This is a genomic window from Pseudarthrobacter defluvii (assembly GCF_030323865.1).
GTDB classification, from domain to species: Bacteria; Actinomycetota; Actinomycetes; order Actinomycetales; family Micrococcaceae; genus Arthrobacter; species Arthrobacter sedimenti.
Genome location: NZ_CP066362.1, coordinates 475,861 through 488,554, shown reverse-complemented (window position 1 = coordinate 488,554; position 12,694 = coordinate 475,861). Strand labels below are relative to the sequence as shown.

The window sequence follows — 12,694 nt, the reverse complement described above, 5'->3', positions numbered from 1 at the left end:
GACTACTCCTGAGTGCCGTCACTAAAGCGTAGTTTTTGCATTAAGATGGTGTGATGATGGTGACAGCGACTCCCCGGCCAGGCGGCCGCAGTGCCCGGGTTCAACAGGCCGTTCACCAGGCTGTGCGCTCTCTACTCGACGAGAACGACGGCGACCGCTCGGCTTTGTCGGTCCCGCAGGTTGCAGAGCGTGCCGGCGTCAACTCCTCCACCATCTACCGAAGGTGGGGTGACCTTTCGCGGCTCCTCGCCGCCGTCGCCTCCAACCGGATGCTGCCCGAGCAGGTGGAGGATACCGGCTCACTCAGGGGCGACATGGAAGCCTGGTTCATCCCCTACGTAGAAGAGTTCTCCTCGCCGCTGGGGCGCCAGGTGCTGAGGGACATGCTCGCGGACGGGGCAGTAACGCGGGAGTACTTCCAATCGATGCAGGGCCATGTCGACGAAATCCGAAGACTTGCCGGACTTCGCGGCGAGAGTGCGCCGGAGACGTCGCAAATTGTGGATACCGTGGTTGCTCCCGTGATCTACCGCATCCTCTTCAACCATGAATCTGCGGCGGATCTGATGGTCCAGGACCGGATTAGCCGGCTGCTGGGCGATGGACCGGAACACCCCGCGCAGCCATAGAGCCCGGCCAATGGCCCGGTTGCGACCACATCGGACAACGCTTTATGGCGTATACCCTTGCACCACGGCCCTGCGCCCCGTACGTTTGGGGACAGTGGGGGATTACCTCCCGCGCACTCCGGGACGATCCCCGGGGAGAGAATCAGAGTCACATGAAGGAATGCAGCCATGGCAACAGGCACAGTTAAATGGTTCAACGCCGAAAAGGGTTTTGGCTTCATTGCCCCCGATGACGGGTCCGCTGACGTTTTCGCCCACTACTCGGCAATCGCCACCAGCGGTTACCGCTCCCTGGACGAGAACCAGAAGGTCGAATTCGATGTGACCCAGGGCCCCAAGGGTCCGCAGGCTGAGAACATTCGCCCGCTCTAAGTCTTCGGCGGCCTCCGGCAACTGCCGGGACCCCATTCAGCGGCCCCTCCACCCCATGGTGGAGGGGCCGCTATTTTAATGCCAAGGCTGTTGGGTGTCCGCACCCTTCGTTTCCAGAGTTTGGGATAATTAAGGCATGAGCGCACAGGACCAGGACAGGGATCCGTGGGAGGAGTTCGACTCCCTTGGACCTGCCGCACCGGACCGCGTCCCCGGCCAGCCCGGCGGGGAGCCGCACGGGTTTGGGTTCCGGACCGGCGTCCGCAGCGCCCGGGTGGCCGTCGGCTTCGCCGTTTACGCGCTCGCCCTGGGAACCATTCTGGCCTTGACCGGATGCATCGTCTTTATCACCCGGCAGCAATGGCTGTTGATGGGCCTCATGCTGCTGTTCGAGGCGATCTTTGTTTTCGCGTTCACCAGGCTGGTCGCCCAGGCCAGGCACCGCACGCCCCGTGACCGCCACGCCAAATAACCCGGCGGAACGCCTGCCGGCCATCCGGCGTTGACCTTGACGCAGCGTCAAACCTTAGGCTCAAACCATGGAAGAAACGGCGGCTCGCGGGGGACGGGATTGGTCCATCCAGGAGGTGGCCAGGATCGCAGGCACCACCAGCCGCACCCTGAGGCACTACGACGACATCGGCCTGCTGAAGCCCAGCCGGGTGGGCAGCAACGGTTACCGCTATTACGACGGCGCCGCCCTCCTCCAGCTGCAGCGCATCCTTTTGCTGCGGGAGCTGGGCCTGGGGCTGCCGGCCATTGCGGAGGTCTTCCACCGGCAGGCCGGTCCCGTTGCGGCGCTCACCCGGCATCTCAAGTGGCTGGACCAGGAGCAGCAGCGGCTGGCCCGGCAGGCGGAGTCCGTGCGGCAAACCATCGAAACAGTGAAGGCAGGAGGCCAACTGATGGCAGAGGACATGTTTGAAGGCTTCGACCACACGCAGTACAAGGATGAGGTCGAGGAGCGTTGGGGCAAGGACGCTTATGCCACATCCGATGCCTGGTGGCGCGGCATGGCTGCGGCGGAGAAGCAGGAGTGGAAGTCGAAGGCGGAAAAGCTCAGCAGGGACTGGAGCACGGCAGCGGCCGCCGGAGCCGCGCCGGACGGGCAGGAGGCCCAGGACCTGGCACGGCGGCACGTGGCCTGGCTGCAGTCCATTCCCGGAACCCCCGCCGCCGGCGATAAAGACCTTCGCGGATACGTCCTCGGCCTGGCGCACATGTACGTCATGGACCCCCGGTTCGCTGTGAATTACGGCGGGATGGAGGGCGCGGGTTTCGTCCGGGAAGCACTGCGCAGCTTCGCCGACGAGTCCCTGTAGCGTTCAGGAGGTGGGGTTCGCCTGCTGCCGGTTGTCAGCGCCTGGTCTTGGCGCGTTTGGTCCGCCGGACGATGAGCAGGACCACAGCAACAGCCAGCGCGGCGTAGACCGCGTAGTTCAGGTAGTGCGAGTACTCCTCAATGAGCCGGTACTGAGTGCCCAACAGGTAGCCCAGGCCAATGAGGGCGCCGTTCCAGAGGCCGCTGCCGGCGAGGGTGAAGAGGCTGAAGGTTCCCACGGGCATGGCAGCCGCTCCGGCCGGCAGGGAAATCAGGCTGCGCACCCCGGGCAGCAGACGGCCAAAGAATATGGAGGACCTGCCGTGGCGCCGGAACCAGCCTGCCGCGTGCTCAAAGTCTTCCCGGTCCACCAGCGGCAGCTTGGACAACCACTGGATGGACCGGTCAAGGCCCAGTTTGGCCCCCAGCCAGTAGAGCAACAATGCCCCGAGGTACGCGCCAAGGGTGCTGGTGCCAAAGACGAGGAGGAGGTTCAGGGAGCCCTGTTTGGCGAGGTAGCCCGCCAGCGGGAGTATCACCTCGCTGGGAATGGGAGGCAGCACCGTTTCGGCGAGCGTGAAGGCGCCAACGCCCCACTCCCCCAGGGCATCAATAGCCCTCGCCGCAAAGCCCACGATTCCGGTGAGCCCCTCGGTGGGGCTGGCTGCACCGGTCATGATTGTCCACATACGCCTGTCCCGTTCCGCTGCATGCCATGGCCGCGTGCTAGCCCCGTCATGCCTACCTTACGGGGCTTCCCGTCGTCGCACGCTTTATCCAGGCAGGCGGGACATCCGCATCACCGGTGCTTGAACTCCGGCTGGCGCTTCTCAGTGAAGGCTGCCATGCCTTCCTTTTGGTCCTCGGTGGCGAACAGGGAATGGAAGAGCCGCCGTTCGAACTGGACCCCGTGGGCCAGGCCGGTTTCGAAGGCCGCGTTGACCGCTTCCACCGCGGCCATCGCCGCAGGCTTGGATTTGCCGGCTATCACCCCGGCCGCCGCGAGCGCCTCGGACACCACGTCCGCTGCCGGAACCACCCTCGACACCAGACCGCACCGCTCCGCTTCGTCCGCATCGATGAACCTGCCGGTGAGGATCATGTCCATCGCCTTCGCCTTGCCCACGGCCCGGGTGAGGCGCTGGGACCCGCCCATGCCGGGGAGGACGCCGAGGTTGATTTCCGGCTGGCCGAATTTCGCGTTGTCGCCGGCAATGATGAGGTGGCACATCATGGCCAGTTCGCAGCCGCCGCCCAAGGCAAAGCCGGACACAGCAGCGATTGTGGGGATCCGCAGCCGGGCGAAGTCCTCCCAGCCCCGGAACCAGTCCGCCAGGTACATGTCCATATAGCCCTGGTCCGCCATCTCCTTGATGTCGGCTCCTGCCGCGAACGCCTTGCCCGAGCCCGTGATCACCACCGCCCCCACGCCGGGATCGGAATCCATGGCGGTGACGGCTGCCACCAGCTCTTCCATGGTGGCCTTGTTCAGGGCGTTCAACGCGGAGGGCCTGTTGAGCGTCACCAGCCCCACCCTGCCCTGCTGTTCCACCAGGATGTTGGCGTACTCCGTCATTCGGGGCTCCCGTCGTCGTGTGCTCTTGTACTGTGCCTGCGTGGTGCCTCCCCGGGGGCAAGCTCCCCGGCTGCCTCGTCCCGGGCAGGCTTGCCGGATGCCCGGCGGATCTCCGTGATGATGGCGGAGAAGTCACGGCCCGCGCCGCCCTCCGCGGCAAACCTATCGTAGATATGGGCGGCGAGCGCTCCCATCTCCCCCGCCACCCCCGTGCCGTTGAGGGCGTTGACCGCGAGGTTCAGGTCCTTTGCCATCAGCGCTGAGGCAAAGCCCGGCTGGTAGTCCCGGTTGGCAGGGCTGGTGGGAACCGGCCCCGGCACCGGGCAGTTGGTGGTCAGCGCCCAGCACTGGCCGGACGCGGCGGAGGCGACGTCGAACAGCGCCTGATGGGTCAGGCCCAGCTTTTCGCCCAGGACGAAGGCCTCGCTCACCGCAATCATGGAAACGCCCAGGATCAGGTTGTTGCAGATCTTGGCAGCCTGGCCGGCGCCGTGGCTGCCGCAGTGCACCACCCGCTTGCCCATGACCTCCAGGAGCGGCCGCACGGCCTCAAAGTCCGCGTCGTCTCCGCCGGCCATGAAGGTCAGGGTGCCGGCTTCGGCACCCACCACGCCGCCGGAAACGGGGGCGTCAACGGACCGGTGGCCTGCCTCGATGGTTAGGCGGGCAGCTGCGCGGGCCTCTTCGACGTTGATCGTGGAGCAGTCCAGGAACATGGTTCCCGGACGGGCTGTTGCCAGCAGGCCGGGATCACCATCGGAGCCCTGGTAGGCGTCCAGGACGTGGCGGCCGCTGGGGAACATGGTCAGCACCAGGTCCGCGCCGGCCAGGGCGTCAATGGCAGAACCCGCCACGGGAATGCCGTGCGCCTTTGCCGCTTCACGTGCTGCCGGAACGACGTCGAAACCCGTCACCCGATAGCCTGCGCGGACCAGGTTGACGGCCATGGGGCCGCCCATGTGCCCCAGTCCCAGGAGGGCAACACTAAATGTGCCAGGCACGGTCGCCCTCCTTCACCTGCAGGTCCAGTTCCCCGCTATCCAGCGGCTGGAAAAACCGGTCCACATCCTGGGGAAGCACCTCGGCAAGGGTTGCCGGCTTCCACTGCGGGTTCCTGTCCTTGTCCACCACCTGCGCGCGGATTCCCTCGCGGAAATCCGGCCCCTGCAGGAATCGCAGTCCTGCCCGGTACTCCTGGGCCAGCGCTTCATCCAAGGTCAGGTTTGAAGCGCGGCGCAGGGACGCCAGGGTAACTTTCACGGACGTCGGCGATTTGGCTTCGATGGTGTCTGCAGCCGCCGACGCATCGTCCTGGCCTGGCCCGGTCCAGGAGCGGAGGCGGGCGACAATTTCCCCCGCGTCGTCGGAGTCATAGCAGGCATCAATCCACTCCCGCTGCCCTGCCAGCACCGAGGCGGGGGCCTGCTCAGCGTAACGGGCGACGGCGTCTTCCGGGCTTTCGGTTTCCAGCGCCGCCGCCAGGCGGGGCAGCTCGGATGACGGAACATAGTGGTCTGCAAGGCCCAGGAACAAGGCATCCCCGGCGCCCAGGTGTGCGCCCGTAAGGGCGGCGTGGGTTCCCGTTTCGCCCGGCGCGTGCGAGAGCAGGAAGGTCCCGCCGACGTCGGGCGCAAACCCGATGGTGGTTTCCGGCATCCCCATCCTGGTCCGCTCGGTGACCACGCGGACGTTCCCGTGCGCCGAAACGCCAACCCCGCCGCCAAGGACCAGTCCGTCCATCAGCGCAACGTACGGCTTGGGGTACCGGGAAATCAGGGAATTCAGGCGGTACTCGGTTTGCCAAAAACCCGCCGTCGCACTTCCGCCGTGCAGCATGTCCTGGTAAATGGCCACGATGTCTCCGCCCGCGCACAGTCCCCGTTCCCCGGCGCCCTGCACCAGGACGGCGGCCACGCCGTCGTCCCCTGACCAGGTGGTGAGCTGGCTCAACAGCAGGTCCACCATGCCCGCCGTGAGCGCGTTGACCGCGCGGGGGCGGTTGAGGGTGGCCACCCCCAGCCTGCCGCGGCGCTCAAATAGTACATCCGCACCTCCGCCGCCTGTCGTGCTGTCCGTCATGTTCCCCTTGGCTGCGGTCATCGGCTGGGTGCTCCTTCGCATGGTGGCCGGATGAGTGATCCAGGTCATTCTGCTTGCGAATATACCCGCCCCTTCCGGTCCCTAACCAACCGCAGGGGCACCTGGAGGCGGGGCCGCCCAGGGCTTTACCCGGCGTGCGGCTGCCAAGGTAAGTTAGGAACCGTGAAGATAGCTACCTGGAATGTGAACTCGCTCCGTGCCCGCGCCGACCGCGTGGAAGCGTGGCTGCAGCGCAGCGACTGCGATGTCCTGGCCATCCAGGAGACCAAGTGCAAGGACGACAACTTCCCCTGGGAACTCTTTGAGCGGATGGGTTACGAGGTGGCCCACTTCGGGGTGAACCAATGGAACGGCGTGGCCATCGCCTCCCGGGTGGGGCTGGAGGACGTCGAGCGGACGTTCCTGGACCAGCCCTCGTTCGGCAAGGCCGGGAAGGACCCCGTCCAGGAGGCGCGCGCCATGGCTGCCACCTGCGCAGGCGTCCGGATCTGGAGCCTGTACGTCCCCAACGGCCGCTCCCTCGACGATGAGCACATGCCGTACAAGCTGAAATGGCTGGAAAGCCTCAAGACGCACGCCCAGGCCCTGGTCACGGACAACCCCCAGGCGCAGGTGGCACTGATGGGCGACTGGAACATCGCCCCCTTCGACGAGGACGTCTGGGACATTGACCTGTTCATCAACAACCGGTCCACGCACGTCAGCCCGCCGGAGCGGGAGGCATTCCACGCGTTCGAAACCGCCGGCTACACGGACGTAGTACGCCCGTACACCCCCGGCCCCGGCGTCTACACCTACTGGGACTACACCCAGCTGCGGTTCCCGAAGAAGGAAGGCATGCGGATCGACTTCGTCCTGGCCTCCCCCGCCCTGGCCGCGCGCGTCACCGGCGCCTCCATTGACCGCGAGGAACGCAAGGGCAAGGGCGCTTCCGACCACGCGCCCGTGCTGGTGGAACTGGCGGACTGATGACTGTGGCCTGGACCCACGCAAGGAGACCGCAATGACGGGAAACCTCTACCGGGGCCAGGCAGGCCTGCCTTTCTCCTCCACCCTGCGCGTCTACGAACCCCTGGAAGCCTTTCCGGAGGAACAACGCCCGGCCATCCAGGCAGCCGGAGCGCAGGCAGTCTCCCGTGCCGCCGTCGAAAACGCTGAACTGCTGGCCTCGCTGGGACGCATCACCCGCTCCGGCGGCGATCCCTTCCCCACCGGACGCACCGACCTTGTACGCGTCACCACAGCGCCGGCAACGGACGGCGGAACGGCCGACGACGGTGCTGACGCGGCCCCGGAGCCCGTCCTGCTGTATTGCCCCAGCCAGCTGGTCCTGCGCGCCGGACTGGCAGCCAACGCCTTGATGGAAGGCATCCATGGCCCGCTGGCCGAGCTGCTGATCCCGGAGGAGCAGCGGGACCGGCACCAGGAGAGGATCGACCTGGTGAAGGCCAGGGACGGTTCCGTCCGGGTGCACACGCGGGCTTCCACGTGGGGCATCCCGTTCAGCTGGTTCTCGCTGTTCGCCGAATCCGACCGCAAGGACGTGGTGGAAGCCGGCGGCCGGATTCTCACCGTGCGCGTCTGGGCGTCCATTACCGATGCCCTGGAGCGGGCCCGCTATGCCGTGGCCAACCTGGCCCTCGCCGCTCCCGACCTGGACATGCTTGATGACCTGGCGCAGCTGACGGAATGGCTGGAGCTGTTCCACGTGGACTCCATGGTGGAGCTGGACTACGGCGCCGTGGCGGACAAGGTCTACCCGGACGAGTCCCCCATGGATATCAGGCTGGGCATCGAGTGCCTGGCGGAGGGTGACATGACCGGTGCTGCAGCGGCCTACCGGCGGCTCGCCTCGCGCTGGATCCCCATCCGGCAGCTGGCCCGCGCCTCGTAACCGTTCCCTGGCTTTTAGAGGTTTTGGGGCTTTTAGAAGTTCTGGGCTTCTAGGGGTTCTGCGGCGGCGCCGTGGTGCGCCGGACAATCAGTTCATGCGTCGCGACGGCGGAGCGCACAGCTCCTGCCTGCCCATCAAGTTCGTCAAGAAGCATCTTGGTGGCCAGTTCGGCCTGCTCGTCCGGCCGCTGCCCCACCGTGGTGAGGCCCATGGGTTCAGCAAAGTCGTGGTTATCGATGCCCACCACGGAGAGGTCCTCCGGAACCCTGATGCCAAGGTGGTTGGCTTCGAAGATTACGCCCATGGCCATCTCGTCAGAAGCGCAAAAAATGGCGGTCGGCTTCTCCCCCTCCCGCGACCAGAGCCGGCGCAGGGCTTCCTGGCCGCTGCGTACGGTGAAGTCGCCCCATTCGTCCCATTCCGGGCGGGTGGGCAGACCGGCTGCCGCCATGACGTCCTTGAACGCCAGGATGCGAACCCGGGGAACGTCGAAGTTAAGGTCGGTCTCGTCGTCGCCGTGAAGCAGGGCGATCTTCTTGTGGCCGAGGTCGATCAGGTGCCGCACCGCCGTTGACGCGGCTGCGTAGTCGTCGATGCCGATGTACGAGCACTCCTCGACGTGGCCGCCGACGACGATGAGGGGGATGTCGATTTTCTGGAGATGGTCCAGTTCGTCATGGCTGAGCGCCATACACAGGACCAGGAGAGCGTCGATCTGCTTGTAGACCATGGTCTTGCTGAAAAGCCGCTCCCGGTTGCTGCCGTGGCCGCCGAGGTTGAAAAGGGACAGGTTGTAATTGCGGGCATGCAGTTCGCGGTCTGCACCCTCAATGGCTTTCGAGAAGAACCAACGGCTCACGAACGGGGCCAACACTCCGATGGTCCTGGTCCGCCCGGTCGCCAGGCCGGAAGCCGATGAGGATGCAACGTAGCCCAGGTTCCCGGCCACCTCAAGAATCTTCTCGCGGGTGGCCGGCGAAACCCTGGGCAACCCGCGGACTGCGCGGGACACCGTGGCTGTGGAGACTCCGGCGGCCGCCGCCACGTCCTCGATGCTGACGCCGTTATGGCCGCCCCGCTGGGACCTTTCCGTTGTCCGTGCCACCGTGTCCCCTCTTTGACTCCTTTGCGGCGTGGGGCCGCCCGGCCCCGCGTTTACCCCCGGCCCTGTATTTTTCCATTCAGGGGCCGGGCAGTGAAAACTTAGACAGCGCGAATCCACACAGTTGCCGCCAAGGCGGCGGGCGTGCGTATCAGCGCCTACCTGCGGGCCGGCAGTTTCCTGCGCAGCCGCACCATACCGTACAGCGCCAGCAGTGTTGCCAGCAGGCCCAGCGCCCACCCAAGGGCCGGCTGGGCAGTAACTTCCATCCACACGGTGACCACCAGCAGGACCAGTGCCCAGAATCCGAGGAAGCCGATGATGATATCGAAGTCCTCACCGGAGCGGACCAGTCGGCTGCGGCTTCCCGCCCCCGCGGTGCGGGGACGGGAACCGTTGTCCGTCACTTGACTGCACCTGCCGTGAGGCCGGCGACAATTTTGCGCTGGAAGACCAGCACCAGGATCACCAGCGGGATGGTGACGATGGTGCCCGCGGCCATGATGGCCGTGTATGGGATCTGGTTGGGCTGTGCCCCGGCGAAGTTGGCGATGGCCACCGTCACCGGCTGGGTTGCGTCGCTGGACAGCTGGCTGGCAATCAGGAACTCATTCCACGATGAAATGAACGCCAGGATTGCCGTGGTGAAGATTGCCGGCGCGGCCAGGGGCATGATGACCTTTCGGAAGGCCTGTCCCTGGGTGCAACCGTCCACACGGGCGGATTCCTCCAGTTCCCACGGCATCTCGCGGAAGAACGACGTCATGGTGTAGACCGTCAGCGGGAGCACGAAGGAGATGTTCGGGATAATCAGCGCCTGGTAGGTGCCCATCCAGCCGATATTGGTGAACAGCTGGAACAGTGGGGTGATCAGGGCAACGCCGGGGAACATCGAAGCACCCAGGATGAAGCCAAGCACCAGGAACTTGCCCTTGAAGTTCAGCCGGGCCAGTGCGTAGGCCGCGAACACGCCAATGAGCAGGGATACCAGCGTCACTACGCCGCCGATGAACACACTGTTCAGCAGCGCCTGGCCGAACCTGTTCCCGAAGGACGTGTCGAAGGCCGTCTTGAAGTTGTCCAGCGTCACATGGGTGGGCAGGATCGACGTGTCGTAGGTGAAGCCCACCTCGCGGAAGGCAGTGACCACCATCCAGTACGCCGGTGCCAGGCACCAGAGCAGGATGATGGCGGCGCTGAGGTACGTGCGCCCCTGTGCCCACTTCTCCCTGTTCTGGGCGGCCTTGCGGCCTTTGTCCTGTTGGGCCCGCAGCGCCGAGGCATCTGCTGTTGCCGTGGTCATTTCTTCCCCTTTCCGGTGGCGCCGCTCTGCTCAACGACGTTCGCCCCAAGGAAGCGCACGAATATGAAGGCGACGAGGAAGATGATGATGAAGGTGATGGTGGACAGCGCGGCTGCCGAGTTGAAGCCCTGCCTGATTTGGTTGATCACCAGGATGGACAGGGTGGTGGTGTTGTTCGCGCCGCCGGTCAGGATGTAGGGCAGGTCGAACATACGCAGCGCGTCCAGTGTCCTGAAGAGGATTGCCACCATAAGTGCCGGTTTTACCAGCGGCAGGGTGATCAGGCGGAATCGCTGCCAGGCAGTGGCTCCGTCCACCTTTGCTGCTTCGTAGACGTCCGCCGGAATCATCTGCAGGCCTGCAAGGATCAGCAAGGCCATGAAAGGTGTGGTCTTCCAGACGTCCGCGATGACCACGGCCCACTTGGCCGGCCACTCGCTGCCCGTCCACAGGATGGTGGTGTTGAACAGCTTGTTGGCAATGCCCTCGAAGGCGAAGATGAAGAACCAGAGCTTGGCCGTTACGGCAGTGGGGATGGCCCACGGCACCAGGACAGCTGCGCGGACCAGGCTGCGGCCACGGAACTCGCGGGCCATGATCATGGCCATCCAGAAACCCAGGACAGTTTCGAATGCCACCGTCACCACTGTGAAGAAGAACGTGGTGGCCGTGGCGGACCAGAACTGGCCGCCCAGCGTGCCGGGCGGGCAAGCGACCGTTCCGCCGTCCGGTGACGAACACTGCTGCGCAAGCCAGTTGACGTAGTTTTGGATGCCTGCCGGGCCGCCTGCAGTGAAGAGTCCGGTGGCTGGATCCAGGCCGGCGTCCTTCTGGAAGGACATGACGATGGCACTGATGATCGGGTAAACGATCACGATGCCCAGGGCGACGATGGTGGGGGCAAGCAGCCAGGACGCCCAGCGCCCCTGGCTTGCAATCCTGTTGTCCTCCCCCACGCCCTTGGGCGCATGACGGACGGGGGTACCGCCCGACGCCGGTGACTTGACCGGCGTCGGGCCTAGTTCGGTTGCCATGGCAGAACTACGATCCCGCACCGGCGGATTCGATGGACTTCTGCATGTCGGAAAGTGCGTTATCCACTGTCTTTTCTCCCTTGATAGCGGAGTAGGCATTGTCTTGAATTGCCTTGGTGACAGCCGGGTAGAAAGGCGTCACAGGACGCGGAACGGCGTTCTCGATGGACGTCTTCAGTACCGGCAGGTAGGGCAGCTTGGCAACGAGTTCCTGGTCGTCATACAGCGATCCGAGAACCGGAGCCAACGAGCCCTGCGTGGCGTAGAATTTCTCGGTTTCCGCCGAGGTCATGAACTTCATGAAGTCCAGCGCAGTGGCCTTGTTCTTGGAGTACACGCTGGTAGCCAGGTTGTGGCCACCCAGTGAGGAAGCGCCGGGTCCATCCTTGCCGGGGAGTGCAGCCAGCCCCGTCTTGTCCTTCACTGCAGAGGAGCCTTCAGTGGTGATCAGGTTGAAGGCGTAGGGCCAGTTGCGCAGGAACAGAAGCTTGCCGCTCTGGAATGCCTGGCGGCTGTCCTCTTCCTTGTAGGTGATGGCTTCCTTGGGGATGTTGCCATCCGCGTAGGCCTTTGCGAGGTTCCCCAGGCCGGCCTTGGCCTCGGGGGTGTTCAGGTCCGGCTTGCCGTCCTTGTTGAGGACCGAGCCGCCGGCCGAGTTGATGGCCTCGGAGGCATTCACCGTGAGGCCCTCATACTTGCTGAACTGGCCCGCGTAGCACCCGATGTTGTTCTGCTTCGCGATGGAGCACATGCTCATCATCTCGTCCCAGGTCTTGGGCGGGGTGGGGACCAGGTCCTTCCGGTAGTACAGGATGCCGCCATCGGAGGTTTGCGGGGCTGCGTACAGGGTGCCCTTGTAGGTTGCGCTGTCCACTGTCGGCTTGAGCATGGCGCTGGTGTCGATCGCCATCTTGTCCTTCAAGGGCTGCAGCCAGCCCTTGGCAGCGAACTCAGCGGTCCAGACGACGTCCACATCCACAACGTCGTAGTCGGACTGCTTGGCCTGGAAATGCTGCACGAGGTCATCGTGCTGCTGGTCGGCCTGGTCCGTCTGTTCCTTGAAGGTGACCTTCTCATTCGGGTGGGCGGCATTCCACTTGTCGACCAGGGGGCGGACCACATTGCTGTTGTCCTTGCCCTGCACATAGGTGATGGGGCCGCGGCCGTCGAGGTTGGCGCTAGCGTCACTGCCGCCACCGCCGCCGCCTGTAGAGCCTCCTCCACCTCCGCCGCCGCAGGCGGACAACGTAAGGGCCAGGATGCCGGCCGTGGCAGCCGGAAGCAGGAATCTCGGGGTTTTCATTAGCTTGAAGCTCCTCGCTGAGTGACAAGTAAGTCGACAGTGCGCTTGCTAGGTGAGGTT

15 protein-coding genes are annotated in these 12,694 nt (G+C 65.0%); 6 read left to right on the top strand and 9 right to left on the bottom strand.

The annotated features are described in order from the left end of the window. The first annotated feature begins 122 nt into the window (after nucleotides 1-122). From JCQ34_RS02395 to JCQ34_RS02380, 4 genes are all read left to right on the top strand, one after another. Nucleotides 123-629 carry a TetR/AcrR family transcriptional regulator gene (locus tag JCQ34_RS02395; protein WP_286401464.1) on the top strand — a complete coding sequence of 169 codons (507 nt, stop codon included), beginning with the start codon at nucleotides 123-125 and terminating at the stop codon, nucleotides 627-629. A 168-nt stretch (nucleotides 630-797) separates the two neighbouring features. Next, entirely contained in the window at nucleotides 798-1,001 is a 204-nt protein-coding gene (locus JCQ34_RS02390; protein WP_009357211.1) for a cold-shock protein, read from the top strand. Nucleotides 1,002-1,137: 136 nt separating this feature from the next. Next, nucleotides 1,138-1,473, top strand: coding sequence for a hypothetical protein (locus tag JCQ34_RS02385; protein ID WP_286401448.1), 336 nt, complete (start codon nucleotides 1,138-1,140; stop codon nucleotides 1,471-1,473). Between the two features lie 67 nt (nucleotides 1,474-1,540). Continuing rightward, nucleotides 1,541-2,323, top strand: coding sequence for a MerR family transcriptional regulator (locus tag JCQ34_RS02380; RefSeq protein ID WP_286401446.1), 783 nt, complete (start codon nucleotides 1,541-1,543; stop codon nucleotides 2,321-2,323). Between the two features lie 34 nt (nucleotides 2,324-2,357). Here JCQ34_RS02380 and JCQ34_RS02375 read toward each other — a convergent pair whose 3' ends face one another. The 4 genes from JCQ34_RS02375 to JCQ34_RS02360 all read right to left on the bottom strand — a co-directional run bounded on the left by JCQ34_RS02375 (nucleotide 2,358) and on the right by JCQ34_RS02360 (nucleotide 5,998). Further along, a complete protein-coding gene (locus JCQ34_RS02375) occupies nucleotides 2,358-3,011 on the bottom strand; it encodes a DedA family protein (protein WP_286401443.1) in 654 nt (217 codons plus the stop codon). Nucleotides 3,012-3,121: 110 nt separating this feature from the next. Continuing rightward, entirely contained in the window at nucleotides 3,122-3,898 is a 777-nt protein-coding gene (locus JCQ34_RS02370; RefSeq protein ID WP_286401441.1) for an enoyl-CoA hydratase, read from the bottom strand. Next, on the bottom strand, nucleotides 3,895-4,857 hold the full coding sequence (mmsB, locus tag JCQ34_RS02365) for a 3-hydroxyisobutyrate dehydrogenase (RefSeq protein WP_434738941.1): 963 nt from the start codon (nucleotides 4,855-4,857) through the stop codon (nucleotides 3,895-3,897). The genes JCQ34_RS02370 and mmsB overlap by 4 nt, the downstream gene beginning before the upstream one ends. A 25-nt stretch (nucleotides 4,858-4,882) precedes the next feature. Beyond that, a complete protein-coding gene (locus JCQ34_RS02360; RefSeq protein WP_286401437.1) occupies nucleotides 4,883-5,998 on the bottom strand; it encodes an enoyl-CoA hydratase/isomerase family protein in 1,116 nt (371 codons plus the stop codon). A gap of 162 nt (nucleotides 5,999-6,160) precedes the next feature. Here JCQ34_RS02360 and JCQ34_RS02355 point away from each other — a divergent pair, with 162 nt between their 5' ends. Then, on the top strand, nucleotides 6,161-6,967 hold the full coding sequence (locus JCQ34_RS02355; RefSeq protein ID WP_286401434.1) for an exodeoxyribonuclease III: 807 nt from the start codon (nucleotides 6,161-6,163) through the stop codon (nucleotides 6,965-6,967). A 34-nt stretch (nucleotides 6,968-7,001) separates the two neighbouring features. Beyond that, a complete protein-coding gene (locus JCQ34_RS02350; protein ID WP_286401431.1) occupies nucleotides 7,002-7,892 on the top strand; it encodes a hypothetical protein in 891 nt (296 codons plus the stop codon). A 49-nt stretch (nucleotides 7,893-7,941) separates the two neighbouring features. On the opposite strand, the gene JCQ34_RS02345 is transcribed toward JCQ34_RS02350, so the two are convergent. The 5 genes from JCQ34_RS02345 to JCQ34_RS02325 all read right to left on the bottom strand — a co-directional run bounded on the left by JCQ34_RS02345 (nucleotide 7,942) and on the right by JCQ34_RS02325 (nucleotide 12,634). Continuing rightward, complete coding sequence (locus JCQ34_RS02345) at nucleotides 7,942-8,997, bottom strand: LacI family DNA-binding transcriptional regulator (protein WP_286401428.1); 1,056 nt, start codon at nucleotides 8,995-8,997, stop codon at nucleotides 7,942-7,944. A gap of 155 nt (nucleotides 8,998-9,152) precedes the next feature. Further along, entirely contained in the window at nucleotides 9,153-9,401 is a 249-nt protein-coding gene (locus JCQ34_RS02340) for a hypothetical protein (protein WP_286401425.1), read from the bottom strand. Further along, nucleotides 9,398-10,297: a carbohydrate ABC transporter permease gene (locus JCQ34_RS02335; RefSeq protein ID WP_142131327.1), complete on the bottom strand. Its 900-nt coding sequence runs from the start codon at nucleotides 10,295-10,297 to the stop codon at nucleotides 9,398-9,400. Before JCQ34_RS02335 ends, JCQ34_RS02340 begins: the two co-directional genes overlap by 4 nt. Then, nucleotides 10,294-11,331, bottom strand: a complete 1,038-nt coding sequence (locus JCQ34_RS02330; protein WP_286401422.1) for a carbohydrate ABC transporter permease — start codon at nucleotides 11,329-11,331, stop codon at nucleotides 10,294-10,296. Before JCQ34_RS02330 ends, JCQ34_RS02335 begins: the two co-directional genes overlap by 4 nt. Nucleotides 11,332-11,338: 7 nt before the next feature. Next, on the bottom strand, nucleotides 11,339-12,634 hold the full coding sequence (locus JCQ34_RS02325; protein WP_286401419.1) for an ABC transporter substrate-binding protein: 1,296 nt from the start codon (nucleotides 12,632-12,634) through the stop codon (nucleotides 11,339-11,341). Nucleotides 12,635-12,694 lie beyond the last annotated feature (60 nt).